We start from the raw sequence: 25,698 nt of genomic DNA, 5'->3' as shown, positions 1-25,698 counted from the left end.
AAATCGAGGCGCGCGAAGCTGGCGCAGAGCGGAGCGGTTTCCACTCTCGCGTGAAGCGCGTTGCCGGCCATCTGAAATCCGACGTGCGATCGTTGTGCGATCACGCCGCACAACATTATGGCCTTGTCGGGATATGGCTCGGCCGGGTAGTTCGGCCGCGCGTGGCAGGGAATTAACGTCAGTTGCTCGCCGAACGCGGCGTTTATCGATTGTGAGACGCGCGCCATGCCGGCGCGCCAGTTAGAGTTGACGAAGCTCATTGGCCCCACTCCCGTTATAGCTTCAATGGCGCGGGTGCCGGAGCCAAGACGCTTCCGCCGCGCGTTGGCGCGTTGCCGCCGCCGGTCATAGTGCGCCCGAGCTTCATTATGCTGCCTTGAACCTGCGCGACCGCGTGTTGCGCTTCCGACATTTTCGCCATGAACAACGGCGACGGATCGATACGCAAAGACTGATGGATATCGACCGCGCCTCGCACGTTGCCTTCAACGTCCACTTGTTGGGGCTGCGAAGCCGCGCCGCCCGCCGCGAACGAATGCGCGAGCGCGTTATCTTTGCCGGTAAAGAGCGCAGACAGTGAGCCCTCACGCGCACCGTCACGCGCCGCGCTCCGCAGCGACTCAAGGCCAGAGAAGCGCGACAATGCGCCTTCCCGCGCCGAGCGCGCAGCGCTTAGGCGATCGGCGTCATAGGCCGGCAGATTGTTGGAAAGGTCCGCCGTGCTCCGGCCGCTCGGCAGATAGCGTTTGATTTCATTCCAGGCGCGCTCGTTAATCTGCGCGTCCCATTGCCGGCGCTTCGCATCGGTCCATCCGAACCACTCGGCGGTTTTCTCCTTATAGAGTTGCATCCCGCTGTAGAGCAGCGCCATCTCGCCGAGCGCGCCCCATGGTGATTTCTTTGCAGCGCCGACTGCGGCGACCGCTCCGGGGGCCTCGCCTCCGGGGAGCTTCGAGCCGGACATAACGCCAGCCGCCCGCGTGAGGGCCGCGGCGGCGCCTTCAAGCTGTGTGGCGGCGGCCGTGAGGCCGAAGTTGCCCTTGAAGAGGTCGATAAGAGATTTGACGCCGAACGCTCCGCCGGCGAGCGCCGCGCCGCCGCCTGCGGCCGTCCAGGCGCGCTTTGTGCCTTCGTCCGCGTCGCCAAACCACTTCGCAATGCTCTGCGCCGCTCCGGCGACGAACTTCAAAACGCCTTCGTTCGCTTTGACGAATGAGTTCGAAGTGTCTTCGACCGTCGCCTTGAGCCGATCGAACGCCGAGGCAAGGGAGGTCTGTTGCTCGCCTGCGATCTTCTGCGTAATGCCAGAGCCGCTGGCCAAGCCGGACTCATACTCGCGCAACTGCGAAAGTTGCGACAGGATCGAAGCGGCTTTGGAGCCTTGCTTGACGCCCAAGAACGCCATCGCCTCTTGGGGCGACATTTTCGTTACGATCGAATTCCACAAGGCGGAGCCGTCAACTTTGCCTTGCGAGACCTTCCAAAAATCGGTTGCCTGCTTCGCCAAAGCGTTCGTGTCTTTGGCGCGCTGACGGCCGTGGTCGCCTTCGAAGTAGCGAATGACGGACTGCGCGAACCCGCGCGCGTCCGCGATCTTCCCGCTATCAAGCGCGGATTGCAGGGCTTTGGTCGCGGCTGGCCCCAATGTCTTTCCGATGTTCTCCCCGAGCGCGATATTGAGCGCGCTCGCGTCGCGGCGGGTCGGATCGATGAACTTGCTAAGGTCAATCCCGGCCGCGGCGAGCGCCATTTTACCCTCTCGGGTAGGCATCATAAGCCGTGCGGCAAGCTGGCGCGTGAAGACGCCGGCCTCTTCGCCCGCGAAGTTCTCACGTTTAAGGGTCATTCCGAGCGCGGCGGCTTGCTCGGGCGACAGGCCTGCGGCCCGCGCTCCGGCCGCGGCGTATTTCCAGTAGCCTTCGATATCTTCAATCGACATGGCGCCGCGCTTCGCCATGATCGATGATATGTCGGCGTATCGCTGGCCTAGACGTGCGGCGTCGGCGGCGCTCTTGACGTGTTCGCCATAGCCAAAGATCACGCCTTCGAGCGCGGTTGTGGCGCGCCCCACGTCCGTTCCGAGCGCCTGGGCGAGCACGGCAGACTTTTCGATAAACGCCTGCGTCGTCGCGGCGTCGAAATGGCGCTTCACCATTTCATTCTGCGCGTGTGCGATGTGCTCGGGCGATTGGCCGTAAACCCGCGCAAGGTCACGTTGCTGTTGCGCCATCAGCGACATAGCGGCGTTATCGAACCCTCCGACCGCTCGCATGGTCGATAGCTCGCGATCTAGCGGCAGATAGTGTCGCACGGCTTCAGCGGCGACGTGCGGGAGTTTGACGGCGGCGAGTCCAGCCGCGAGCCCTGCCAGATTTTTCATCGTGGCGAGCGTGGCGTTAAGCGAACGGCCCCATGTGTTTGTGGCCTTGGTCGCCGCGTCGAAATGCGTCGCCATTCCGCCGCCGGTCAGATGGCCTCCGCTGATACGCTCATATTTGCGCGCCAGCTTGTCGATATCGCCGGCCATGCGCTGAAGGGTTGCCGTGGCCTTGTCGATTACGGAAATTTCAGCAGTAATGCTCGGACCTTTAGCCATTGCGAAAACTCCGGCCCCATGGGGCGATTATTCATGCGTGAAAAATGAAACGAGCGCGCCTATGCAGCGCGCTCGCGTTCACGATCCTTAACGAGCTTTGAGAGGTTCGACGCCCACCAAAGCAGTTCGCTCAAAGAGAGGTTGTCGATTTCAGACGGCGGCCAATGCAAATCCAGCGCGAGCGTGCTCATGATGCGCGGGATTAAACCTCCAAAGGGTCGCTGCCGATCTCCGCAACAAGCAATTCCAAGAGCCCGTTGCGAGCTTTGAGAAAGTCCGCGGCGCTGAGGTCGTCAAGCACGATGGAATCGTGCCCGGTCATGTCCTGAAGGAACGCCAATACAATATCGTTGTTCCATTCAATCTCACCGCCGGAGCGTATCTTGAACGGCTCGCCCTTGCGGAAGGTTCGCGCGCGAGGTTCGTTCAGAACAAGCTCTTTGAGCGGACCCTTATGCGTGTCGAGAACGGCGCCGAGGGAAATCGATTTGGATTTAGCCATAAGTCATAAACTCCAATATTTAGGATTAAGCGGCGACGCGGCGCGCCTGCTCAGCGATCGGCGCAACGTTGGCGCCCGCGTTGGTCAGTTCGGCGACAATGTTCGTGCCGCGCGTGCGAGACATGCGCAGCGCGGTATCGAGACGCAGCGCCTCGGCGCGCGCTTCGGCGTCGCCGCGAGCGGCGCGCAACGATAGACCTTGCTGGCGAAGCTCGGTCGCGCGGACCAGGATCGCATGCGCTTTCGCGTCTTCAACGGGATTAGAATATGACATGGTAGGGGCCTCGATAGGTTCACGGGTTTCGAAAGGGAGCGCCGCGAGCAACGCCGCGGCATCGGGAATGGAAAGCGTCGACTCGTCTTGATGCATGCGAAGTAAGGTGCGCGCAGCCGCCGGCCGCACGCGTGCTTCGTCAAGCGCCAGGATGGCCGCCGCGTATGGCGACAAGGGTTGCTCCGGCTCGGGCGACGGCGAAGGCGTGGTGGAATGGGGCTTATCGAACTTTGCGGCTTTTGGTTTTCGCACAGGACGCCGCGGCCCTGCATACTCGTAATCGAGGCAAAACCCGTGTTGCGCGGCTTCCGACGCAACGTCGCCGCGACCCTCGATCTCTGCTTCGCGTTCCCTGGCAAGCATGGCCTCAGACGCACAGTGAAGGCCGCTCGCCAAAGCATCTTCGATCGAAACCAATTCGCGTCCGGCTTCAGTCAGCGCCTTGCCGCCAATAAGAGGCCAAAAGAACTGTGTATGCTCCATCAATAGCCCCAATGGTTGAAACCGCGCCCGCCCATTGTCGTGGCGTATCGACCGCCCGCGCCGCCTTGCGATTGCGGGCAGATGGCCGATAGCCGGTCGATTTCCTGCTTGAGCATTTTCGCCTCGCCTCTGTGCCAGCGCTGCCAGTGCTCGCCGTGTCGCACTTCCTGAGACTGCGCGCCTGCCAGGAGCGCGTAATAGGCGGCCCTGAGTCTCGGCAACATCGCACAGGGGTCGTGAACCTCAGACGGCGGCGCGTTCGGAGCCGGGTAGCAGCCTTGATTTAGGGGCGTTCGATTGAACGGCGGATTCGTCATGCTGCTTTCACCTTTTCGCCCTTGCCCGCGCTAAACGCCGGATGCGTCAAGCCAAACTGTGCGAGGTATTCACGCTCGCTCGCCAAAGCCGAGACGTGTTGCTCAAAGTCGCCTCCGCCGTTCTCAGCCAACACGTCGCTGATTGTGATCAAGCCGGCGCTCATAGCTTCGATCTGCGCCTTGCGGGCCTTGCCGATATCCGGCTGAATAGGCCCGGAGCCCGTCCACTTCGCTCGCGTGATGGCTTTCGAATGCGTGTCAAAATCGACGTGGGGCGGAAGTTCGATGACGCCACGATGCACGGCTTCCTGAAGCCAATTGCGGAAGACAGCGGCGTAAAACTCTTCGACGATGAACTTGCGGCGCACCTGCGCGAGACGCCATGCCGGCTCCAAAGCCATCTTGGCAGCGCTAAAATTCACCTCGGAAAAGTCGCCATCGATCACGGGCGCTGCTTCGCCCGCCGCTCGCGCAGCGCGTCGGACCAGCGCCTTGGAGAAGTCGGCAAAGGTGCTGTCGCCTTGGCTCTGCAAAAGATGCAGCTTCTCGTTTGGGAGAAGGTGATATAGCGAGGCTCCGCGCAGCGGGACCCGATTGCGGCCCGATGCGCCCCAAAACGCTTCCTTACGGTCAAGGAAGGCCGCCAACTCGGTGTCGGAAAGCAGCCCGCCGGCCGGCGCTTCGTTCGCAGACAGGGCGTCGAATGCCGTTTTGGTCGGAACGTCCGTCTCTATAGCGAGCGTCGCTCCGGCATGCGTCATATGCTTGTCCAGCGTGAGTTCCTGAAGACTCGCCTCTTCCTTCGCAGGCGTCAAAGCGCCGACAATGGGGCTCACGGAATGCACGCCGCGCGGGTCTGTGTTTTCCTGAAGCCAAACGATCTGGCGACGGCCGATCGAATTATATGCGCGCACGATGCGCACATTGTTCGATACGTTCGGCTGCCCCATTGGCGCGTCACGCAAGGCGAGCGCGGTAAATCGGCCGCCTTTGTCGAAACCAACGCCCGCCACAAAGGACAAGCCGCCTTCGTCGCTGCGATGGTAGTCTTTCGCAATTTGATCTGGGTCTAGGAGCGTCACGCGGCTCGCGTATTGCGTATCCGCGCGCGGCTGCCAGTCGAGAATCGCCAAAAGGGCGCCGGCCTTTAAGAAGCTCAGATATCCGCCCGCTGCCAACGAATGCAGGTTATAGCGGCCGGTCGAGTCCACCTCGCGCGGTTCCGAGATGTAATCGGCCCATGCTTGCTCGATTTGCGAAGACAGTTGGCTGGCTTCCTGGTCGCTAATCCCAAGATCGGCGCCGCGAATTTTCGATGACAGAGAAAGCCCCTGCCCCACAACCTGGGTGACGCCCGTTGTCAGGATCGTGGCGACGACGCTGTTAGAGGTCGCCATGTCATTCGCGACGCGGGAAGCCTGAAGCGACTCCTTCGCATAGCGCCCGCCAAAGGCTTGCGCGGTCCAATAGCCGCCTCCAAAGAACTGCCCCGAGCCCTGCGAAGACACGGCCCACGCAAGGCGGCGCTCATTGCCGACGTTTGAGTCCTGGAACCCGGCTTGCGGCTTGGCGTCAAAGGAAACGGCGGCCGGCGCGCCGGGCGGCGCGATGGCCTCTCGCACTAGATCAATCTGCATTCGCTTACGCCTTCAGCTTTTCGGCCGAAACATACCCGCGCGCAACGGCGTGCTGTGTCGCAGTCTGCTTTAACTCGCTGAGCCGCGCACTTTTCGGGTCGTCATTGGTCGCGGCGGCGATCGGACTGGAAATTCCAACGCTGCCCTCTTGGGCCATCGCGGCGAAGAAGTTGGTGGCGCCCACCTTGGGAACGTCGCCGAGAATGCCTAAGATCGCTTTTGCTGACAACGGCGTTGTCGTAATGAGCTTTACCGCTAACTGTTCGCGACCATTTGCGATCGGGCTAGCAAACACATCGGCGATTCGAAAGCGCTCTTCGGCTCTCGTCTCGCAGATGGCTTCATCCAACGATTTGGCGGACGAAGCAATTTTCGGCTTAATGGTCATAGTTACGCGGCCTTTCGATAATTGGAGTTGAGCGCGGCTAACCGGCTCACGATATCGGCAGTAGATCGAGGTTTGGCCTTGTCATCCGCTCGGGAAGCGCGGCCGTTGACAAGAGACGCCGCGGCGGTCGCATATACGAGCGCGTCAAACGCCTCGTTGCGCGCATCCGCGTCTTTTTCCCAATGTGTGCGCGGAAATCCTTTGACGTAACGAACGGCAAGTCTTTCTGAGGCCATTTGATCGAAAAAGTCCGCGTCGAGATGCGAAGGTAATTTGATTCCGCCAGATTGAAGGCTCTTCGCAACATTCAATTTGATGTTATCGACTCCAAGGATTAGCCCTCGCAGCAAGCCCTTCACTTTCGCACCTTCCTTCACCGCAACGCGGTCAAAACCGGCGCGGCCGAAAACGATATGCGTGCGGCGGCCTTTCGCGCGTTGCTTCATGACGAAGCGCGCAACCGTTTCCGTTTGAAAGCCACCATCGATAAAGGTTACAGACGATGTTAGGTTGCGACCGTCACGCATTCGAAATTGGCGCGCCATCAATGCGTCAAGGTCCGCCCATGGCGCCGGCCCCGTAGTGTCGCCGTGTAAGATCACGTGATCTAGGACGGCGCGGGCCGTGCCATCGGCCTTGCTAGCGACAAACTGGGCCTCGATACGGCTTGCCTGAATATCAACGCCGCAGGTGATAAAGTCGAATGCGGAATCGTATGGCGCCTCGATTGGCTCGGCTCGGCTCTGCAATTCCGACGCATTGTTTTCGACTTCGCTTGAGGCTTCGAACGGAAGGCCCCAACACAAGTTGACGACGGTTTTCTTTTGCTCCAGCGATTTGGCGCTATCGACTTGAGCGGCGACCTTCGCGAGTGATGAAAACTCGCTGCACAATTCGTTTGCGGAAATTGATACAACGCCGGGCTCACCTTGCGCGGTAGAACGAAACTCGCCGGTTGCGACCATCCGCAAGCGCTCGGCCTCGTCCGCGAGAGCCCCGCACCCCTCGCATAGAAGCCGAGCGCCATCCGGTTGCCCGGATTCGAAATGCAGACGATCTTGTGTAATCGGCGCTTCGTCGCCGCAGTGCTCGCATTTGACGAAGAAAAGCCGCTTATCGCCACGCTCGTAATTCGACGCAATGCGCGAGGTTGCGGCGAACGTCGGCGTGCTGGCGAGCAACAATAGTGACCGTCTAAAGGTATGCAAGCGGCGACGAACAAGGTCCTCGGGCCGCCCTTCCCCATTGCTCGTAACGGCGGCGCATCTGTCGAGTTCGTCAATAATGCCGAACCTGATAGCTTTGCCTGATAATTGCGGAGCCTTGTAGGATGACGCGAGCGCGAGACTGCCGCCGGCAAACGTTTTTAAGTTCGCGTTCGAATGCGAAATGGCTTGTCGTAATGCCGGGGATGCAGCTATGAGCGGATCGAGTGTTTCTTTGCAGTAGCTCGAAACGTCATTTTCATCCGGGCGGACATTCAAAAGAGGCCCGCCTTCGCCACATATCGCATGACCTAGAATCGCATGTATCGCCGTCGTCTTGCCGATTTGCGCGCTTGTCATCAAGATCAGCTCGCGTGTTCCGGGCTCGGCTGCGGCGTCGACGATTTGCTTTTGGAGATTGGTTAGGCGGAGCTTACCGGGGCGGGCATTCGACTCTCTTGGTAGGACAAGGTTCTGTTCGGCCCATTCGCTCGGCTTGATGGCAGGCGGCGGCGCGAGCGTGCGCAGCATCGCCACGAAAATCGCGGATGCATCATTCATAGATGTCATGGGGCTCAGTCGTTTAATGCAAAAAGATCGATGTCTGACAGCGCGGCCAACTCTTCGCGGATAGCGTCATCTAAGACGCGCTCGATTGCTTCCGCGTCTGCGGCGCCGACAAGTTTGTGAGCAACGCGAGCGGGGAATCCGAGCAATCCGTTCCTGATATGCATCGCAAATTCGAGCGCGGCTTTGGTGACGGCTTCGCGTTCAACCAACCTCCGCTCTTTCGTTTCGCACTCAAGCAACAGTTTTCTGGCGCGCGCTTGCTCGCTAGCCGCGCGTGCGGAAGCGAGCGCGGCGAGGTGCATGTTTCGCTCGCCAACGTCGGAAGGAGTCGACGGCGCGTCGGCGCCAATCTGCTTTCCAATTGAAATGCCTGCGTCGCTGAAAGCGACAAGCGCGGTAATGGCGTCGGCGACCGGATACAGGCGATTCTTGTCGGCGCGAATTTTAGAGACTTTCAATAATTCTGCGACGCGCCCGCGAGACATGCTCGCATAGTCGGAAATGGCCGTTATGTTCGCGCGCTCGCCAAGCTCGGCAACCGCAAGTTCTTCGTCCAATTGCTTGCCTCACGTTGGAAATTGCGGCTGAGATTGATTGGTTTTGTCTATCGCTCTGACGGCCGGACACTAGAAAAGGTGTGTGTTTTCAATGTTTTTGTCGCGGCCGCGTCCCCGAGGCGCGACGTTATAAGGTCGGCGGAGAACCTATTAACGTGTCGATATGGCCGTGTTTGGTTGAGGGGTCCCAAAAGCCGTTTGTTTTCCTAGGCTTTCAAAGAGGGGCACACCTAACGCAACAGCGACCCTGCGCGGGTCGTCACGTGCAAGCTCCGCTATCAACGCAATCTCCGCAAACGTGTCGCCTGCCAGAAAGCGTGCGTTGCAGAGGTGCGCCAATATCCGACCTTCGCTCAGTGGTGTGAGACTGTCGGCGAGATATATAAACACATACTCGCCGGCATATTGCCGTTGCCATGCGAACCCGCCGTGCGCTGTATATCGCAGACCCGGAACGCCGAGCCTACCCCCCGTCCCCCGCAACTGCCGCAACGACTGTCGCCGTGTCTTCGCGATCGTTCGCAATCGGGAATGCAAATGTTGCAGGAAGCCGTCAGCAATCGCGCGGCGTTCTTGTGCAACCTGCCGTTTCGCCATGCGCGCCCAACGCCTTTCTTCGGCGCGTTGCTCGCGAAGATTGAAGCGAAGCACTTTCGCAGGATCATCGCCTAACGCCCGAGCGCGACGGCAGAATTCTTCCGCCGCAAGCTCCGCGTCAAACACGCGGTCTAATATCTTGGCGCCCCATTTATCAGTGGGCAGGTTCGCGTGTTTGGCGAGATTGCAGGTCGGACATGAGGGCGCAATATTGATGCGAGCGTTAACCCCTCCGCGCGCGAGCGGCACAATGTGCTCAACGTGCAAGGTGGTCGCATCTATCGGCGCTCCACAATAGAAACATTCGGTCGCCGTTCTGTGCAACTCGGCGACCGCATCTGCATAAAACGATGACTCATAGATGGCCGCGCTTCGCCGCTTATGATCGTCGGCCTTTTTCTTGGCCCTACCGCGTAATGTCTGCTTATAGAGCTTTCGCCTCAGACGTTCTTTCACCCATTGCTGCTCTGTCCAACTAGCCCGACGTGCGCGAGCGCCTTTCGTTTGTGTGGCGACTTGCTCGGGCGTTCTCTTACGTGTTGCCGACATTTCTTCCCCGGCGCGTCGCGATGCGTGAAAACGCTCGCCTATCAAATCCACACAACAGGAGGTCACTCGCCCTCAGAGCCATGGCCGCCCGCCGACACGTGGCCGCCGTCAAACACGGTTTGCAGCACGCTCGAAACCTCGCGGTCCAACTCCCGCTGCGCTGTTTGAATGAACGTCTGCGCGGGCTTCTGCGCTTCGTTGTGCATCGTCGCCTTTGCAGACGCCGCGTATATGACCTTGAATGCCTTTCGCGCCTTCCCCGTTCGGGAGGCAACCATGAATTTCCCGTGGCCCGAGCCGCGAAGAATGAACGTCTTCGACACGCTCAGACTCGCGCTGCCGCCGCCGGAAAGGCGATGCGTTGACGCTGCAAGCGAGCCCCGGTTCCAACTCAGTCCAGGCGAAAACGTTGCGCCGCCCGTTCTCAGAATGGAGTGTCTTCCTGGTTTAAACGCGACGCGCGCCGTAAGGTTTCCAGGCGACGCAAGCTGAGTCCGACCGATTTCCTTTGTGATGGACTCGGTCAGGTTCGCGTCTTGCTTAATGACGGGAACCGTATATTTGCGAGCGGCCTTGGTGGCCGTATTGGTCGCGCCCGCGAGAGCTTGCGGAGTCTCGCGCGCGATCTGCTTTAGGAGGGGCGAAAACGTGTCTTTGACCGTGACGTAGATTCCGCTCATCGTCCTATTTCTCGTTTCGACATGGCGCGACAAGAACGCGCCGATCGTGCATGACGCCCGCCTGCGTTTCGACAGACAGGCTCATGGTGATCCTGTCTCCAGGGGCAAGCCGCGTTCGATTCAATAGGCCCCAAAGAGCAACGCTCGCCTGTTGCCGGATTCGCGACTGATAGGCTTCGTCCCTTGGCGGTGGATATGAGAAACTATCGCTGTCCGACATGTTCGCCTCGGGGCGCGCCGGGGGAATCGAGCCGCTGCGCGATCGGCGTCCCGGCGCCATGACGAAGCGACGCTCGATAATTCGCGACCTCGGCGTCTCTCGGAAACTTCGTGGGGGTCGGCTCGCCCCAAGCGTTCATTTCGCGCGGCGGGAGGTCGGGAAGATCAATGAGCGCAAGCCGCTCGTATAGGCGCACTGCGCCGTCAAGCATGCGCGCGCCATGTTCGAGCGCGCGCAAAGTCGCGCCGCCGATCGCATCGGCGGGATTGATAGAGGAAACCATGATTGAAACTCCAATTGGGAAGGCGCGGCGCTTCAGCCGATAAGGCCCCACTTCGCGACTTGCGCGATATCGCCGACGTCGAGATAGGCTCCGGCCGGCGCGAGGTTGGCCTCGGGCGCTTCGCCGCGAGCGAACGCCTCTATTTGATCGGCCGTCCACTTCGGCCAGCCGCGGGAGCGGCAGGAAACCGGCTGCGGGAAGACTCCCTCCCGGCGCCAGTTCCGAATCGACTGCGCGGAGCAGCCGAGTTTGCGCGCGGAAGCGGCGACGCCTAGAAGGCGCCGGGCTTTGTCGGTCGTCATGTTTTCGGATTCCTGTGCGCGAACGTCACCGCGCGCCGAGGGGATCGGCGCGTTTTGAGTATGCGATTTTAGGGGAATGAGGGTGAGCGGCCGTAAAGGCACACTTCTAACCGTCTTGAGTTTAGGCAGTTGACATAGCATAAGTCAAGCTTTCGGTGAGAAATTTTTTGGCGATTTCGGGGGATTATCTATAGATTGCTGATTTTGAAGTGAATTGTCTATGCGATTCTCGGTTCGGCAGGCGCGCCGAATTTGGTGGCGAGGCGGCGGGCGGCCTTGGCAGGCTCCGACAGCTTCGCAATCTGCATGTCTCGGCTGACTTCCTTGCGGGGCCGACCAAGCTCGCGAGCGAGTTGGGATATGCCGTTGGGTTTGTGCTGCGGGCCTTTCCTTCGCCCGTCAGATAGGTGGGAGACAGATTGGTCAACTTGACCAGTCTGTCTCTTCCCATCCCGCGCCTCGACCTGTTTTCGCAGCCGATCGAACTCGCCGATCTGTTCGGCGCGTTCTAGACGGCGGCCGGTGAGCGTCGGCGTGCTGTGGTCAGGCGCAGCGAGGGCGCTGTCGTAGGGTTGCTCGCCGGCTTCAGAGCCCTGCCCGGCGCTGCGTCTGACGTTTTCCGAGCCCGGATGGCAGTCCGTCAGCAAGGAGCGCGCCGACGCTTGGGAGAACGTCGCCCGGCGCGATCTCACGGCCGCGGAGCGTATGTTCCGCGAGGCGGAGCTTCACGAGATCAGGATGCGTGACGCGACAAAAACCCGCCCTGATGTAGCTACATCAGGGCGGGATGATCAAGGACGCGGGGGCAACACCCATCTGCGCACCGGCTTAGCCGACAGCGCCCGCGAACTCGGCATCAACAGGCTGTCTTTGAGCGACAGCGTGCGCTTCGCGCAGATGGACCCGAAGATCGTCGAGGAAGCCGTCAAGGCGGGTGTCGACGGGCGGCCGGGACCTGCGAGGGTCCTGGGCAGTCGCGGCGGCGAGCGCCAGGAGCCCCATCAGATATTTGCACAGCGGTGGGCGCTCGGGCTGGCGCGTGTCCGTCTCTCGCGTGGAATTTTCCTATATTCGACTTTCGCCCCAACTCACAACCGCGCTCTAAAGAGCGCCGGTGGTTTTGTGTTGGATGTTGGCAGGTTTGATCCTTGCCACAATTGACGACAAGCTGGCGACAAGTTCAACGACAAGATAAACATCTGACAAATAAAGCGAATATCCATTTTCGTAACTTGTCGTCGGCTTGTCGTCGACAACGATTCTTAGCTTGTCGCCAGCTTGTCGTTGAACTTGTCGTCGGAGCGCTTCAACGACAAGTTTACGCATTGATTTCATTAGCTAAAATCGTCTCTTGCCGCCTTTTCTCGTCAACTTGTCGTCGAACAACCTTCAACGACAAGCTGGCGACAAGTTCGACGACAAGCTGGCGACAAGACACGGGCGTCCTTTTGGCCCGTCAAAACGCCTCAAAAGTGCGTCCGACGATAGGTCGCCGAGCTTGTGGCGCCGCTCACATATTCAACGTTGCGCGCGGCGCAGATTTCTGGCCAGTTTGTCTGCCGAAAGGCTGCCCTCTCGATTCCGGCGAGGTCCGCTGCCGCCCGTAGGACGTTCGCCCGCAGCCGCAATTCGTCCGGCCGGAAGGGCTCATTACCCATTTCGGCGAGCGCTCGCATGAGCCATTCGTGGCGACCCTCCTTAGTTTGCGCAAACGCCTTCGCCTCTTTCGCGGCGAGCGCTTCCGCCCTCTCTCGGGCCTTGCGCTCCCCCGGCGTCTCAGGCGCATCGACCGCGGGAGGCGGCGTCTCGCCGTTTTCGCCGGCCGTAAAAGGCGCGCCGGTCGCGTCCAAGATGGTTGGGGCGTCAAGCTCGCCATCTTCGCCGACCGCGCCAAAGGCAGCGCCTCGGTTTTCATCGTGCTCGGGATAAATCATGACGGCGCCCGTCACGGCGTCGCCGTCGTCGTCAACGCCGAGCGGGATTCCACCTTCAAGGCGCATCTTGACGCACGCGCCCTTTGCGCCGTCGCGAAGCTTGTTGACGAACCACCGCAAGCCCCGTCCCTGCCCCGCACCTTTCTTAATCTCTGAGTCGGTAATGATCACGACGACTTCGGCCATTCCGCGCCACGCCGTCGCGCCACGAATGCGGGTCGCGTCACTCTGCGGCGTGTGGTGAGTGATGACGATAAGGACGCCGAGCTTTGCGCCCAGCTTTCGAAGCTCGGCGGTCGCGGCTTTCACCGCATCATTGTCAATCTCAGAAATCAGCGGACAGCAGGCTGAGAGCGTATCGAGCGCAACGATGCGCGGTCGCTCGCCCGTCGCGGCTTCGTATGCTGCAATTATTTCACTCAGGCGTTTCTCAGACCGCTTGCGCACGATCGCGGTTTGGGGCGTTCCATCGCCAACAAGATCAAGCCCCGAAGCTTCAAGGAAGACGCGCGGAATCTTTTCGTGTCGGCGCTGCCAAGCCAAAAACCGTCCGGGAATAAACTCGGCGCCTTCGGCCGTAATGTAAATCGAGCCGCACGGCTTCGCCTTGCCGGCGCCCGGAATCTGCATCCCGAGCGACAGCCTTGAAAGCCAATCGATCAGCAGCCAACTTTTTCCAACATTCGCATCCGCAACTATGAGAGCGACTCCGCTTGCGGGGAGAAGGTCTTTGACGATCCAGCCGGGCGCCTGCCAATTCGCCGTGAGGTCCCCGACCATGCCGCAGATGGGGCGGTATTTCGTCGGGGGCGTCGGCTCGTCTGACAATACATCTTCGTCGTCTTCGCCTTCGACCGGAGTGAACGCGTCGCCCGTTGAAATACGCCATTCGTTCTCAGAACGATAGAAGTCACGCGCGAGAGAGCGGTAGCTAAATTCCCCTTCCGCGGGCTTGTCGTCGCCAACGAAGACGCCGAACGCCCCTTCCGTTGCGCCCGTCTCGTTAAGGTGTTCGATTAGTCCCGCGAAGCCTAACACGTCGAACGAGCCGCCATATTCCGCGTGAAGCGCGAGCGCCAAATGCCAGCGCGCTTCGCTGTGCGTCATACTCCCGCCGGTTTCAAGCAAATGCGCGAGCCGCACATCTTTGTCGCCTAGCCGATCGAGTTCGTATTCGGAAAGCAGCTTCTCCCCGTCCGGCCATTCTTCGGATTTCAGCCGCTCGATCAACGCCGCTTCCCGCGCATCATCGGATAACTTCTCATGTTTGGCCGCCGTCACTAACGCCGCAGCTATGGCAGGTGGGGCCTCACACAACGTAGGATCGAAACTCGCGAGCAACGGATGGCTCACGTCCGCGACATAGGCGGCCCCATCCGCGCGAATTGCGCCCGGCGAAACTACCTGTCCGCCAACGCCTTTAACGTCAGTTCCGAGTTGCGCCTTGAATATTCCCCCACTGCAACCGTGACGCAGTGTGTCATTCGGAATGAAGACATGCAGGCCGCCCGAGCGCGTGTGCGTCGTGGGAAACTGAGAGATATCGATTCCGTTTTCTTCAAACCATGCGCGCAATTTCGAAGGTCCGTCGTGCTTGGAGTCGGCGTCCAATACAACCACTCGTGACGGACCGCAGGAAATAGCTGGCGTTGCGTCCGGGTATTGCCGCCACATGGCCCGGATCGTGTCCGCGTTGCGAGTGCATCCGCGGAAGTCATCTTCCTCGGGTGATCGAACGGTGTCGGTGTCGGGGATAGGCCACTGCTTCAAGACGGGCATTTTGTCCACGACGGGAAAGACATAGTAGCCCGCCGCGGCCAGTCCCAAGGCAAGGTCGCGGTTGTGCCGGCGCCGCAGCGCCGGGTTACGATTGGCGGCAGCGATTTGATCCGCGGAAGGCGTCATGAGCGCGGGAAGGCGCTCCAATAGATTGCCGGTTGTATCCTTTACGGCATGCGGAAAACTGTCATTATCGGGCGTCAAGTTCGTCTTGACTACGATATCATTATGCACTATATAAATCCCACATTTCTGGGTTAATCGACTTCGCCCGGCGTTGACGCGCCGGGCTTTTTGTTGCGGTCACTCCGCGTTCGCCTCCGCCGCAGCCGCTTCCGCCTCGCCGATGCGCCGCAACTCGCCAAAGAAGTCGTCAGGCTTCACGCCGGCGCGCTCCAATCGCAAACCAAGGCGGCTGCGATACCAAGCAATGAATGTCTGCGGCTCGCCCCCAAAGCTATCGATCACAACATTCTCTCGAATGTTCGCAATCGCTACCAGACGGCGAGCGTCGGGTTTGGTCGCAAAGATCGGCTCCGGCCACGCGCCGCCGATGCGCCACGCGACGACAGGGTGTCGTTCCATCGCTTGCGGGAGCGATTGTGCGGCTGCGTCGTCAATGGCGACGCTGGGCGCGGCACAGAAGCCCCACCAACCATCTGCGGCGGGGATGACCGCTTCCGGGTAACGTAAAGCATCAAGTTCGTCGGGATCGATCGAATATTCGCGATCGTCGCCGTTGAGCTTCACGGCGATAGGGCCGCCGGTGCCTTCCTCGGGAGGTCTGATTTCGCGGATGCGCGCGAACGGCACATAGAGCGCAAACCCGTGGCGGTCTGACAATTCAACAAGCTGTGTCATGGGGCTATCTCCTTAGTGTTCCGTGTGTGCCCGGCCCATGTGAAGGGCCAAGTCGCGCCGAGCCTGAAGCTCATGGCGCGCATCATGCGTTCGGCTGCGCTCTTCCGAGGTATCGCGAAAGATCGCGCGCTCTTCGTCTGTCATCTCGCCCGCCTCAAGCGCGTCGCGCCAAGTTAGAGCGAACGCTATGTCGTCAAGGGAAAGCAGATGGCGCCGGAGGTCGGCGCCATTGTCGTAAGGCTGCGCCGCCATCATCGCGTCGGCTCCATATCGCGGCAGCGTATTTCGCGCACGGGTTCCGCCCGGCGCGTCGCCCTGCCCTCCGCCTCGCGATTCGGCAGGCGCGCCTCAAGCGCATCGGCCGCAAGGCTCGGCGACGCGCTCGCCGACAGTCCGAACGCGCGTAAGATGTCTTCCGGGATCGTGCGGACCAGCCGCAAATCATCGGCGAGTCTTTTCGCCTCTTCGGGCGTTGCAGGCCGCCGGCCGTGAAGTCGCGCGCGGATCGTGTCAAACAACACAACGCGATCTGCATGCGCATCGCGCATCCAACGCGCGTATGAGCGAATGTCGCGGCCGACAAACCCGTCCAGGAATGACGCCACGTCATCGACGGCGACGCCGGCCGGAGGATTCGTCAGCGCGTTCCAATGTTGGGGCGTGAGAGGTTTGGCGCCGCGAGACGCGACGACGGCGGCCTTGAAGGTGTCGATTGCAGAGGTCATTACGCCGCAACCCCTTTAATTTTGAGAATCGTTGAGCGGCGCCAACGCGGCGCGCCAGGAAGGTCGACCGGCGGCGGAATTTTCCCGCTCTTGCGCCAGCGCCAAAACGTGGCGTTGGAAATCGGCCGCTCGCCGTCGCCCAACTCAGCGCGAACACGGGGGCCGCCGAAAAGCGGATCGTCGACAATAGGAGTGGATTGTGCGGTCATGGAAACCTCTGCGATTCGCGCTCGCGGACGCGCGACGGCGCGGCCTTCGGGCGCAAGGTTGACGGATTTTCAGAGGTCAGGAGATCAAGGCGCAGGCGTCAGACGCAAAGGCGCAGAGCGATCAGGGGCGCAGGAGATCAGAAATCAAACGATCAATAGACAAGACACAAGCCGCCACGAACATCGTTCATTGTGCCTGCGCATGTCAATCCGTTTCGTCGCAAATATTTTCACCGCGCGACAAGGTGTGGCCAGCGGTGGGGCCTCATATCGAGCGCCTTCACTGAAGTTATTGAATCTAAATACTTCAGAGATTCAGTTTCGTGCTGGCCAGGGGCACCACGGATTCATCGACGGGGATGGGACGGCCGCGGCGGCGGCTTGCGCCATGGCGGCGGTTGGGACCGCCACTGGGGCGGCGGCCATGGCGGCTGTCCCCGCACCGGCGGCGACGCTCCCAGCGTCAACCGGCCCGGCGCCGACTCAAATTTCTTCCTCGCCTAACGTCGCGGCGCGCTCCTCGATGTCGATCCGCGACGAAGCCGCCATTCCCGGTCGAAGTGCGAGGTCGGAATTCTCGAACTCAACCACCACGTCGACCCCCGCGCCCGCTTGCGGCGCCGCGGGCCGGCGGACCTCGATCACCTTTCCTGAAAATGTCCGGCCAGGGACGGCCTCGCTCGTCAGCAGCGCCTTGGCGCCCGGCGCGATCGTCAGGACGCCCTCCCCCTCCGCTTTCGCATGAAGGCGAACGGTCTTGGCGTCGCCGATCATGAACAGCGGCGCGCCCGTTTCAACGCGCGCGCCGACAGCAGCCGTTCGCTCTAAGACGAAACCGGCGATCGGCGCGACAATCGCGGCGCCGGCGAGACCCGCCTCCGCCTTCGTCACCGCCTTCCGGCGCAGAGCGACTTCCGCTTCGGCGCGCTCGACTCGCGCCTGCGCCCGCGCCAGAGCGCGACGCGCCGCGCTCAGCGCCTTCCGGCTGGCGGCGCGACGCCCTGAACGCGCCTCCCGTCTGTCGAGATTGGCCTGCGCCCTCGCCTGCGCGCGCTCGCGCTGCGCCAATTGTGACTCCGCCGTCGCCAGAGCGCTTTTCTCGCGCGCCAGAGCCTCGTCGGAGGAAGACGCCGCGAGCGTCGCGCAGGTCTCGCCCTTCTCCACTTGCGCGCCGAGGTCGCACGTCAGCGTCGCGACGACGCCTGCCGCAGGCGCATCGATCGGCGTCTGCGCTACCGGGGCGATCACGCCGCTGACGTCGATCGTTCGGCCGGTCGGCGCGCGCTCGATCGACGCTTCTTCGCGCGTGAGACTGACGCGGGTGTGAAGATAGAACGCGCCGCTCACGACAATGATGAGCAGCCCCAATAAACCGGCGACGACAGGTCGGACCCAGTCGCCAGGCGCCACGACAGCGGCCGCGCCAGCCGCCGGCGCCGCGGGAACGCCACGAAGCGCAGGAGCCTTGGCGGGCCGCCGGAAAATGGCCTTCTCCACCTCGACGAGCAGAAACAGCACGATGCTCGCGCCGGCGATATGCCACCACATCTCCGGGTCGAGCGGCGTGGTGTTGAACAGCGCCTGCATAAAGGGCGCGTAAGTGAACAGCGCCTGCAGCACGACGACGATGGCGACGGAAATCAACACCGCGCGGCTGCCGAACAGACCCTTTAACGAGAGCGACGACTCGGAAAGGAAACGCGCGTTGAAGAGATAAGCGACTTCGCAGGCGACGAGCGTGTTGACCGCGACCGTTCGCGCGCTGTCGAGCCCCATGCCCCGCGCCTTCTCCAATTCATAGAGACCGAAGGTCGCGATCAGCATCAGCAAAGAAACGAAGACGATACGCCAGACGAAATAGCGGGACAGGATCGGTTCGCCCGACGGGCGCGGCGGGCGCAGCATGACGCCCTTGGTCGGCGGCTCAAACGCGAGCGCGAGGCCGAGGGTGACGGCGGTGATCAAATTGATCCACAGGATCTGCACCGGCGTCACCGGCAGGGTCTCGCCCATGGCGATCGCCGCGATCACCGTGAGGCCCTCGCCGCCATTGGTCGGCAAGATATAGAGGATGGTCTTCTTCAGATTTTCGTAGACGACGCGGCCCTCATGCACCGCATGCACGATCGATGCGAAATTGTCGTCGGCAAGCACCATCTCCGCGGCCTCTTTCGCCGCCTCGGTGCCTTTGACGCCCATCGCGATGCCGATGTCGGCGCGCTTTAGGGCAGGCGCGTCGTTGACGCCGTCGCCGGTCATCGCGACGACTTCGCCCCGCTTCTGCAACGCTTGAACGAGTCGCAGCTTATGTTCGGGACTGGTGCGCGCGAACACCGTCGTGGCGCTTGCCGCCTCGCCGAGCGCCTCGTCGCCGATCGCATCGAGGTCGCGGCCGGTGAGCACGGAATCCGGCCGGTTGAGTCCGAGTTCGCGGGCGATGGCGATCGCCGTCGCGGCGTGGTCGCCCGTGATCATTTTGACGGACATGCCGGCGGTCGCGCATGCGCGGATCGCATCGACGGCCTCGGGGCGCGGCGGATCAATCAGGCCGATGAGACCGACAAAGACGAGCCCGCTGTCAACGTCGCCGAAAGAGAGTTGCTGCTGACCCTCTTCGGCTTTCTTCGAGGCGACCGCCAGAACGCGCTGCCCGCGCGTGGCCATCTCAATGATGCGGTCGAGCCAGCAGGCGTCGTCGAGCGGACGCTGCTCTCCTCGCACGTCCTGCTCCCAGAAGCACATTTCGAGCAGCCGCTCAGGCGCGCCCTTGACGAAAATGTAGCCAACGCCGTCATGGTCGTGATGCAGCGTCGCCATGAAACGGTGCTGCGACTCGAAGGGGATCTCGTCCGTGCGCGGCAACTCCAGCGCCAGTTCTTGCAGATTGACGCCGCCTTTTACGGCGGCGGCGAGCAAGGCGCCTTCGGTCGGATCGCCCTCGACGCTCCAGGCGCCGTCCTTCTCGCGCAGCACGGCGTCGTTGCAGAGCGCAAGAGGGCGCAAAGCCGCGGTCAGGTGAATGTCCTCGCGCACCACCACGTCTTTGCCATTGCGCAGGAAGCCGCCATGCGGATCGTATCCCGACCCGGTCGTGTCGTAGGTCCCGCCGGAGGTGACGATCGAGCGCACGATCAATTCATTGAGCGTCAGCGTGCCGGTCTTGTCCGAGCAGATCGTGCTCACTGCGCCGAGCGTTTCGACCGCCGGCAGCTGGCGGATGATCGCCTTGCGCCGGGCCATCCGCTCCACGCCGATCGCCAGCGTAATGGTGATGATCGCCGGCAATCCTTCCGGGATCGCCGAAACCGCGAGCCCGACCGCCGCCATGAACATCTCGCCGGCGTCGAATCCCCAGACCAGCGCGCCAAAAGCGAAGACGGCGGCGCACACCACCAGAATGACGACCGTGAGCCAGCGCGCGAATTCGTCCATGCGCTGCAACAAGGGCGTGGAGAGCGTCTCCACCTCCGACAGCATGGCGTTGATGCGCCCGATCTCGGTCGCGGCCCCCGTGGCGACAACGACGCCCGTCGCCTGACCGTAGGTTACGACGGTTCCCGAATAGGCCATAGGAGCCCGATCTCCGAGCGGCACATCCGCCATGACCGGCGCCGGGTCCTTGTCGACAGGCAGCGACTCGCCGGTGAGCGCCGACTCCTGCACTTTCAGAGATTTGACCCGGATGAGACGGATGTCCGCCGGAATCTTGTCGCCCGACTGGACATAGACGATGTCGCCAGGCGCGACGTCGGTTGCGTCGATGACGACGCGCTGCCCGTCGCGCACGACAGTGGCTTGCGAAGAGAGCATGTTACGGACGGCCTCCATGGCCTCTTCGGCCTTGCCCTCCTGAATGAACCCGATGATCGCGTTGATGACGACGACCGCGACGATGACCGCGGTGTCGATCCAGTGTTGCATGAGCGCCGTGACGAAGGCGGCGGCGAGCAGCACATAAATCAATACGTTGTGGAACTGCAGCGCGAAGCGCATGAGCGCGCTGCGCCGCCTGCCGGCCGGAAGGCGATTGGGGCCATGGACGGCGAGTCGCCTTTCGGCTTCAGCCTCGCTCAAACCCAAACGCGTCACGCCCAGGCGCTCAAGCGCCGCATCGGCTCCGATCGCCCAATATTCCTTTCCTTCCGCCGAAGGCTGCATGCTTAGGGCTCCTCCTCCGCGGCTTCCCCTACACTCACCGCCGGCCGCACCGATTAGATGCTGCCGGACGGCCGAACGGCGTCCATTTTACATTATGGCTTATCTGGAGAGGTTTAGCAGCGCCGCGCGCGCGGCAAGTCGCCGTTGAGCGGGCTAGAAGGAGTCGTTGGCGATGGAGCGCACGCACACGTCGCTGACCGTTTCATCGGTCCGCTTCAACCCGATCCACGCGTCGACCGCGGCCGAGTCGAAACCCGCCTCGCAATGATCGCCGATGCGCATCAGAGGGCGACGGATGAGCACCGGATCGAGCATCATCATCACCAACGCTTCCTGCGGCGTGACTTTCTCGAGGTCGATCTCGCCGGATTTGATGCGCGGCGAGGCGGCGTTAAACCATTCCGGCAACGGCTTGGAGCCGAAATAGGGACGCAGACTCGACGGGCTCCAGGATTCGGTCAGGAGGTCTCGAGCCTCGACCTCATGTCCAGAGGCGACGAGCAGCGCCTTCTGCCGCGCATTGCCGGCGCAGCCCGGCTTTTCGTAAAAGATGACATGAGCCATCCGCGACCCCTCACATTGCGGCCCATCAGTCGCTGACCAGAGCTTAGCGTGAAATTGTGCAGCGCGATACGGCTTCAGGCGAACAAATTGCGAGCAGCGGCGCGGGCTTTCGCCGCTTCGACAGGCAGACGCAAACTAACGCGAGAGTCCCCAGACCATGTTCACGCGCGCCGAGAGACGCTGCAGCCCGGGACGCAATGGAATCTCGGCGGCTCCGGAAGCCCCGGCGGCCTTCGCCGCATAGGCGCGCGGACGCGCGTCGATCTCCTCGAGCGGACGAATTTCGATCACGCGGGACAGCCGCAGTCCGGCCGCCTCCGCATAGATCTTCGCCTGCCGCTCCGCATCCTTGACCGCTTCACGCCGCAATGCGTCAAGCCGTTGCTTGGGATGCGCGATTTCGAAATCGATGCCTTCGAAGCTGTTAACGCCCTTGTCGATCAGACCGCCGGCGATCTCGCCGGCCTTTTCGATCCGCGTCACGCGCACGCTCAGATCGTTTCGTGCGCGAAAAAACTTTTGTGATGTCTTGGGTTTGCCCGTCTTGGGGTCTCGCTCTTCGACGATGACGGGCGCGAGCGTCACGCCTTGCGTCTGCACTTCAGCGTCGGGAACGCCTAATTTCTTGAGTTCGGCGAGAACAGCTTCGACCGCGCGCGCATTTTCCGCCGCGGCGTCGGCGGCCAGCGGCCGTTCGGTGACGACGCCGAACCGCAAGATCGCCACGTCGGGCGCAACATCCTCGTAAGCCTCGCCAATGACGGAGAGATTTGGAACGCCGTCCTTCAGCGTATCGGCGTTCCCCGCGGCCGCGAACAGCATCAGGCCGAGCAAAAGTGCGAAGAGCAAACGAATCATGGCATATCCTAGCAAAAGCTGCGCGCTAAAAAGCTCATCAAAGCCGTAAAACCGCCGGCTAGCGGCGCTAACCCGAACCAGCATACAGAAGGCGGCGCCCGACCGTCGCCTCGCGTCCGCTCGAAAAGGCATCATGCCCACGCTTTATCATCACCCCCTCTGCCCCCATTCGCGATTTGTCCGGCTCGTCCTCTCCGAATATGGAATAGACGCAACGCTCATCGAGGAGCGCGTGAGCGACCGCCGCCCAGAATTTCTCGCGCTTGATCCTGCCGGCCGCACGCCGGTCTTCGTCGACGATAACGGCCTTGTCGCGCCCGGCGCCAATCTCATCGCCGAATATATAGACGAGACCTATGGCGCCGAACGCGGAGCGCAACGGCTCCTGCCGCAGGAAATGGCGGAGCGCATCGAAACGCGTCGACTTGTCGACTGGTTCAACGTCAAGTTTTTCGACGAGGTCACCAACTGGCTGATCACGGAGAAGGTCTACAAGCGCTTTGCGCCTCCTGGCGGCGCGCCCGATATGGACGCGGTGCGTGTGGCGCGCGCCAACATCCGGCACCATATGCGCTACATTGGCTATCTCACCAATGCGCGCAACTGGCTTGCGGGCGATCGTTTGACTTATGCCGACTTCGCGGCGGCCGCGCATATCTCCTGCGCCGATTATCTTGGCGATGCGCCGTGGGACGAGGATGAGGCGGCGAAGCACTGGTATCAACGCATCAAGTCACGCCCCGCGTTTCGCCCGCTGCTGTCTTATCGGGCCCCAGGACTTACGCCGGGCCGATACTATGCGGAACTGGATTTCTAACGTCGCTGAGCGGTCGGCGGCGCCAGATCCGAAAGCTCAGGCGCCGCTGTCGCAAGGCCGCACTGCGGCCGCGCTTGACAACCATCGGATGGAGTGAGGCAAGTAGCCGCAATACGGGACCATCGTATGAGCGCACCTAACGAGCGCGAGAGTGAAATAGTTAAGTCGAAGGCCGCCAACGCCGGCGATGCATCGCGCGGACTGCAGCAGCGCATTCGGCAGCAGGAGATATTGGCGGAGCTCGGCGTCACCGCCCTCCAAGGCGCTTCGTTCGATCAGCTGCTGACGGACACCGTGCGACTGACGGCGCAAGGACTGGACGCGGACTTCTGCAAGGTGCTGGAGCTGCTCCCTTCCGAGAATCAGTTTCTTGTTCGCGCCGGCGTCGGCTGGAGTCGCGGCGTGGTGGGCGTCGCGAAAGTCGGCGCGGATCTCGACTCGCCTGCTGGATATGCATTACGCAGCGGGCAGCCGGTCATCTCTAATCATCTCGAAAAGGAGACGCGGTTCAGAACTCCCGAATTGCTACGCCAGCACGGCGTTCGCCGGGCAATGAACGTGATCCTGCAGGGTGACGGAAAACCCTATGGCATCCTCGAAGTCGACAGCCGCTCGCCGGCCGAGTTCGTTGAGCAGGACATTGCTTTTCTACAGGGCGCCGCGAATCTTCTTGGCATGGCGATCGAACGCGAGCGGGAAGAGCGCAAGCTAAGAGCGGCGCTCGCGCGCAACGAAGCGCTGCTCAAAGAAATGAATCATCGCGTGAAGAACAGCCTTTCCATCGTCGGCAGCATGCTCCGCCTGCAAGCCAACGACGCAGGCGACGAACAGGTGTCCGAACTTCTCAACGAAGCCTCTCACCGCGTCGAAGCGATCGCAAAGGCGCATGACCAGCTGTCTCGCGGCTCTGATGTCGATTGCATGGACGTTGGCAAATATATCGAGGCGCTGTGTCATGATTTGGATGAAAGCGTCGCGCAATGCGACGTGCGCACCGAGATCGATGAAGGAATCGTCATCGCAACTGACCGGGCGGTTTCGACCGCGCTGATCGTCAACGAGTTCATCGCCAATGCGGCGAAATACGCTTACGAAAGCCAGTCGGGAATCATTTCGGTGAAGGTCGCGCACCAGGGCGGCGAGAATTTCATCGTTTCCGTGCGCGACGAAGGCGCTGGAATCCCCGATGACGTCGCGCCGCTCGATCGCAAGGGGCTCGGCATGCGGATCATTGCGTCATTTACGCGCCAACTCAGCGCAACGATCGAAATAAAAAAGCACGATCCTGGCGCCGAGTTCATCGTCTCGATCCCTCTACGAGCGCCCTGCTGACATGCAGGCGCATGTCCCGAATGCATCGATGGCTTCGCCGGCAGGTTATGATGCTCGACGGCCCGCTTCGACGCTCGAGGAGGACATTCGCGCCCGTGCGTTCGAGCTTGGCTTTGACGTCTGCCGCTTCGCGCGGGCGGATGTTACGCCGGAGCAGGGCGATCGGCTGCGCGCATGGCTGCGGGACGGCGCGCATGGCGACATGGCCTGGATGCGCGAGACGGCCGAGCGGCGGGCCGCGCCGCGCGCGCTCTGGCCCGAGGCGGCAAGTCTCGTCATGCTCGGCCTGAACTATGGGCCGGACGGAGATCCACTCGCTTCGCTGACGAAACCGGACCGCGCGACGATCTCCGTCTATGCGCGCAACCGCGACTATCACGACGTCATCAAGGGCCGGCTGAAACAACTCGCCGGATTCATCCTCGGCCGCGCCGGCGGCGGCGACGCCAAGGTGTTCGTCGACACCGCGCCCGTCATGGAAAAGCCGCTCGCGCAGACGGCCGGCGTCGGCTGGCAAGGCAAACACACAAACCTCGTGTCACGCGATTTCGGCTCGTGGCTCTTTCTGGGCGCAATCTTCACGACTCTTCGCCTCGAACCCGACCCGCTAGAGCGCGATCATTGCGGCTCGTGCAGCAAATGTCTCGACGTTTGCCCGACGGCGGCCTTCCCAGCGCCTTACCGGCTCGATGCGCGGCGCTGCATTTCCTATCTGACGATCGAGCACAAGGGCCCTATACCCCTCGAATTTCGCGCCAAGATCGGCAATCGCATCTATGGCTGTGACGACTGTCTCGCGGTCTGCCCCTGGAACAAATACGCGAGCGCCGGACGCGAGGCGAAGCTCGCCGCGCGCCCCGAATTCGGCTCGCCACCGCTGGCGGAATTGGCGCGCCTCGACGACGCGGCGTTCCGCGCGCTTTTTTCGGGCTCCCCAATCAAACGCGTCGGACGCGACCACTTCTTGCGCAATGTTCTGATCGCCATCGGCAATTCGGCCCGGCCCGAGCTTGCCGCCGAGGCCGAGCGGCTGGTCGAAGACGCCGCCGCCATTGTTCGCGGCGCCGCCGTCTGGGCGCTCGGCAGACTGGCGCCGACGCGAGCGGCGGAGCTGCGTCCCCATCGACTGGCGGCTGAACCCGACGCGGCGGTCCGCCAAGAATGGCGCCAAACGCCCTGAAACAGGCAAAAGCGCCACAGTCGCCTAAAAATCGGGGTCTTTCCCAGATTTACTGCGTTGCGGCAGGCTACTCGCCGGCGATTTCGTTCTAATCTCTATCGAAGATCCCCTACTCAACCGC

23 protein-coding genes are annotated in these 25,698 nt (G+C 61.8%); 4 read left to right on the top strand and 19 right to left on the bottom strand.

Annotated elements, in window-relative coordinates:
- Nucleotides 1-274: 274 nt before the first annotated feature.
- The 13 genes from ACR65W_RS13690 to ACR65W_RS13630 form a co-directional block, all read right to left on the bottom strand.
- Nucleotides 275-2,596: a phage tail tape measure protein gene (locus ACR65W_RS13690; protein WP_434499416.1), complete on the bottom strand. Its 2,322-nt coding sequence runs from the start codon at nucleotides 2,594-2,596 to the stop codon at nucleotides 275-277.
- Between the two features lie 202 nt (nucleotides 2,597-2,798).
- Complete coding sequence (locus ACR65W_RS13685) at nucleotides 2,799-3,098, bottom strand: hypothetical protein (RefSeq protein ID WP_434499415.1); 300 nt, start codon at nucleotides 3,096-3,098, stop codon at nucleotides 2,799-2,801.
- 25 nt (nucleotides 3,099-3,123) lie between these two features.
- Nucleotides 3,124-3,855 carry a hypothetical protein gene (locus ACR65W_RS13680; protein WP_434499414.1) on the bottom strand — a complete coding sequence of 244 codons (732 nt, stop codon included), beginning with the start codon at nucleotides 3,853-3,855 and terminating at the stop codon, nucleotides 3,124-3,126.
- Nucleotides 3,855-4,079, bottom strand: a complete 225-nt coding sequence (locus ACR65W_RS13675) for a hypothetical protein (RefSeq protein WP_434499413.1) — start codon at nucleotides 4,077-4,079, stop codon at nucleotides 3,855-3,857. Before ACR65W_RS13675 ends, ACR65W_RS13680 begins: the two co-directional genes overlap by 1 nt.
- 89 nt (nucleotides 4,080-4,168) lie before the next feature.
- The gene (locus ACR65W_RS13670) at nucleotides 4,169-5,809 is read right to left on the bottom strand and encodes a phage portal protein (protein WP_434499412.1); all 1,641 of its coding nucleotides are present in this window, start codon (nucleotides 5,807-5,809) and stop codon (nucleotides 4,169-4,171) included.
- Nucleotides 5,810-5,813: 4 nt separating this feature from the next.
- A complete protein-coding gene (locus ACR65W_RS13665; protein ID WP_434499411.1) occupies nucleotides 5,814-6,197 on the bottom strand; it encodes a hypothetical protein in 384 nt (127 codons plus the stop codon).
- 2 nt (nucleotides 6,198-6,199) lie between these two features.
- Nucleotides 6,200-7,972 (bottom strand): terminase gpA endonuclease subunit, encoded by a 1,773-nt coding sequence (locus ACR65W_RS13660; protein WP_434499410.1) that lies wholly within the window; start codon nucleotides 7,970-7,972, stop codon nucleotides 6,200-6,202.
- Nucleotides 7,973-7,977: 5 nt separating this feature from the next.
- The gene (locus ACR65W_RS13655) at nucleotides 7,978-8,274 is read right to left on the bottom strand and encodes a hypothetical protein (RefSeq protein WP_434499409.1); all 297 of its coding nucleotides are present in this window, start codon (nucleotides 8,272-8,274) and stop codon (nucleotides 7,978-7,980) included.
- 405 nt (nucleotides 8,275-8,679) lie between these two features.
- The gene (locus ACR65W_RS13650) at nucleotides 8,680-9,582 is read right to left on the bottom strand and encodes an HNH endonuclease (protein WP_434499408.1); all 903 of its coding nucleotides are present in this window, start codon (nucleotides 9,580-9,582) and stop codon (nucleotides 8,680-8,682) included.
- 155 nt (nucleotides 9,583-9,737) lie between these two features.
- Entirely contained in the window at nucleotides 9,738-10,355 is a 618-nt protein-coding gene (locus ACR65W_RS13645; protein WP_434499407.1) for a phage tail protein, read from the bottom strand.
- Nucleotides 10,356-10,558: 203 nt separating this feature from the next.
- Complete coding sequence (locus ACR65W_RS13640; RefSeq protein WP_434499406.1) at nucleotides 10,559-10,858, bottom strand: hypothetical protein; 300 nt, start codon at nucleotides 10,856-10,858, stop codon at nucleotides 10,559-10,561.
- A gap of 32 nt (nucleotides 10,859-10,890) precedes the next feature.
- Nucleotides 10,891-11,160: a helix-turn-helix transcriptional regulator gene (locus ACR65W_RS13635; RefSeq protein WP_434499405.1), complete on the bottom strand. Its 270-nt coding sequence runs from the start codon at nucleotides 11,158-11,160 to the stop codon at nucleotides 10,891-10,893.
- 218 nt (nucleotides 11,161-11,378) lie between these two features.
- Nucleotides 11,379-11,807: a hypothetical protein gene (locus tag ACR65W_RS13630; protein WP_434499404.1), complete on the bottom strand. Its 429-nt coding sequence runs from the start codon at nucleotides 11,805-11,807 to the stop codon at nucleotides 11,379-11,381.
- Between the two features lie 58 nt (nucleotides 11,808-11,865).
- On the opposite strand from ACR65W_RS13630, the gene ACR65W_RS13625 reads away from it, so the two are divergent.
- Nucleotides 11,866-12,321 carry a hypothetical protein gene (locus tag ACR65W_RS13625; protein ID WP_434499403.1) on the top strand — a complete coding sequence of 152 codons (456 nt, stop codon included), beginning with the start codon at nucleotides 11,866-11,868 and terminating at the stop codon, nucleotides 12,319-12,321.
- Between the two features lie 305 nt (nucleotides 12,322-12,626).
- Here the strand turns inward: ACR65W_RS13625 and ACR65W_RS13620 are convergent, their stop codons facing one another.
- The 6 genes from ACR65W_RS13620 to ACR65W_RS13595 all read right to left on the bottom strand — a co-directional run bounded on the left by ACR65W_RS13620 (nucleotide 12,627) and on the right by ACR65W_RS13595 (nucleotide 22,248).
- Nucleotides 12,627-15,107 carry an AAA family ATPase gene (locus ACR65W_RS13620; RefSeq protein ID WP_434499402.1) on the bottom strand — a complete coding sequence of 827 codons (2,481 nt, stop codon included), beginning with the start codon at nucleotides 15,105-15,107 and terminating at the stop codon, nucleotides 12,627-12,629.
- Nucleotides 15,108-15,176: 69 nt separating this feature from the next.
- On the bottom strand, nucleotides 15,177-15,734 hold the full coding sequence (locus tag ACR65W_RS13615) for a hypothetical protein (protein WP_434499401.1): 558 nt from the start codon (nucleotides 15,732-15,734) through the stop codon (nucleotides 15,177-15,179).
- Nucleotides 15,735-15,985: 251 nt separating this feature from the next.
- Nucleotides 15,986-16,459, bottom strand: coding sequence for a hypothetical protein (locus ACR65W_RS13610; protein WP_434499400.1), 474 nt, complete (start codon nucleotides 16,457-16,459; stop codon nucleotides 15,986-15,988).
- Between the two features lie 692 nt (nucleotides 16,460-17,151).
- The gene (locus tag ACR65W_RS13605) at nucleotides 17,152-20,826 is read right to left on the bottom strand and encodes an HAD-IC family P-type ATPase (RefSeq protein WP_434499399.1); all 3,675 of its coding nucleotides are present in this window, start codon (nucleotides 20,824-20,826) and stop codon (nucleotides 17,152-17,154) included.
- 153 nt (nucleotides 20,827-20,979) lie between these two features.
- Nucleotides 20,980-21,390, bottom strand: coding sequence for an ArsC/Spx/MgsR family protein (locus ACR65W_RS13600; RefSeq protein ID WP_434499398.1), 411 nt, complete (start codon nucleotides 21,388-21,390; stop codon nucleotides 20,980-20,982).
- Nucleotides 21,391-21,525: 135 nt separating this feature from the next.
- Complete coding sequence (locus ACR65W_RS13595) at nucleotides 21,526-22,248, bottom strand: SIMPL domain-containing protein (protein WP_434499397.1); 723 nt, start codon at nucleotides 22,246-22,248, stop codon at nucleotides 21,526-21,528.
- 133 nt (nucleotides 22,249-22,381) lie between these two features.
- Between ACR65W_RS13595 and ACR65W_RS13590 the strand changes: the two genes are divergently transcribed.
- The 3 genes from ACR65W_RS13590 (at nucleotide 22,382) to queG (ending at nucleotide 25,577) form a co-directional block, all read left to right on the top strand.
- Nucleotides 22,382-23,065: a glutathione S-transferase family protein gene (locus ACR65W_RS13590; RefSeq protein ID WP_434499396.1), complete on the top strand. Its 684-nt coding sequence runs from the start codon at nucleotides 22,382-22,384 to the stop codon at nucleotides 23,063-23,065.
- A 126-nt stretch (nucleotides 23,066-23,191) separates the two neighbouring features.
- Nucleotides 23,192-24,397 carry a sensor histidine kinase gene (locus ACR65W_RS13585; RefSeq protein ID WP_434499395.1) on the top strand — a complete coding sequence of 402 codons (1,206 nt, stop codon included), beginning with the start codon at nucleotides 23,192-23,194 and terminating at the stop codon, nucleotides 24,395-24,397.
- Between the two features lie 28 nt (nucleotides 24,398-24,425).
- A complete protein-coding gene (gene queG / locus ACR65W_RS13580; RefSeq protein ID WP_434499394.1) occupies nucleotides 24,426-25,577 on the top strand; it encodes a tRNA epoxyqueuosine(34) reductase QueG in 1,152 nt (383 codons plus the stop codon).
- Nucleotides 25,578-25,698 lie beyond the last annotated feature (121 nt).

Origin of the sequence: Methylocystis sp., from assembly GCF_051062815.1 — a bacterium.
Lineage (GTDB): Bacteria > Pseudomonadota > Alphaproteobacteria > Rhizobiales > Beijerinckiaceae > Methylocystis.
Note: the sequence above shows the minus strand (reverse complement) of the source record. Positions and strands in the feature narration are given on the sequence as shown.

Coding starts and splice junctions, on each gene's coding strand:
- ACR65W_RS13675 (WP_434499413.1), bottom strand. CDS start 4,079: ATGTTGCCGAGACTCAGGGCCGCCTATTACGCGCTCCTGGCAGGCGCG.
- ACR65W_RS13655 (WP_434499409.1), bottom strand. CDS start 8,274: ATGCACCTCGCCGCGCTCGCTTCCGCACGCGCGGCTAGCGAGCAAGCG.
- ACR65W_RS13590 (WP_434499396.1), top strand. CDS start 22,382: ATGCCCACGCTTTATCATCACCCCCTCTGCCCCCATTCGCGATTTGTC.
- ACR65W_RS13685 (WP_434499415.1), bottom strand. CDS start 3,098: ATGGCTAAATCCAAATCGATTTCCCTCGGCGCCGTTCTCGACACGCAT.
- ACR65W_RS13625 (WP_434499403.1), top strand. CDS start 11,866: ATGTTCCGCGAGGCGGAGCTTCACGAGATCAGGATGCGTGACGCGACA.
- ACR65W_RS13610 (WP_434499400.1), bottom strand. CDS start 16,459: ATGACCTCTGCAATCGACACCTTCAAGGCCGCCGTCGTCGCGTCTCGC.
- ACR65W_RS13670 (WP_434499412.1), bottom strand. CDS start 5,809: ATGCAGATTGATCTAGTGCGAGAGGCCATCGCGCCGCCCGGCGCGCCG.
- ACR65W_RS13665 (WP_434499411.1), bottom strand. CDS start 6,197: ATGACCATTAAGCCGAAAATTGCTTCGTCCGCCAAATCGTTGGATGAA.
- ACR65W_RS13640 (WP_434499406.1), bottom strand. CDS start 10,858: ATGGTTTCCTCTATCAATCCCGCCGATGCGATCGGCGGCGCGACTTTG.
- queG (WP_434499394.1), top strand. CDS start 24,426: ATGGCTTCGCCGGCAGGTTATGATGCTCGACGGCCCGCTTCGACGCTC.
- ACR65W_RS13690 (WP_434499416.1), bottom strand. CDS start 2,596: ATGGCTAAAGGTCCGAGCATTACTGCTGAAATTTCCGTAATCGACAAG.
- ACR65W_RS13680 (WP_434499414.1), bottom strand. CDS start 3,855: ATGGAGCATACACAGTTCTTTTGGCCTCTTATTGGCGGCAAGGCGCTG.
- ACR65W_RS13660 (WP_434499410.1), bottom strand. CDS start 7,972: ATGACATCTATGAATGATGCATCCGCGATTTTCGTGGCGATGCTGCGC.
- ACR65W_RS13615 (WP_434499401.1), bottom strand. CDS start 15,734: ATGACACAGCTTGTTGAATTGTCAGACCGCCACGGGTTTGCGCTCTAT.
- ACR65W_RS13585 (WP_434499395.1), top strand. CDS start 23,192: ATGAGCGCACCTAACGAGCGCGAGAGTGAAATAGTTAAGTCGAAGGCC.
- ACR65W_RS13595 (WP_434499397.1), bottom strand. CDS start 22,248: ATGATTCGTTTGCTCTTCGCACTTTTGCTCGGCCTGATGCTGTTCGCG.
- ACR65W_RS13635 (WP_434499405.1), bottom strand. CDS start 11,160: ATGACGACCGACAAAGCCCGGCGCCTTCTAGGCGTCGCCGCTTCCGCG.
- ACR65W_RS13600 (WP_434499398.1), bottom strand. CDS start 21,390: ATGGCTCATGTCATCTTTTACGAAAAGCCGGGCTGCGCCGGCAATGCG.
- ACR65W_RS13605 (WP_434499399.1), bottom strand. CDS start 20,826: ATGCAGCCTTCGGCGGAAGGAAAGGAATATTGGGCGATCGGAGCCGAT.
- ACR65W_RS13645 (WP_434499407.1), bottom strand. CDS start 10,355: ATGAGCGGAATCTACGTCACGGTCAAAGACACGTTTTCGCCCCTCCTA.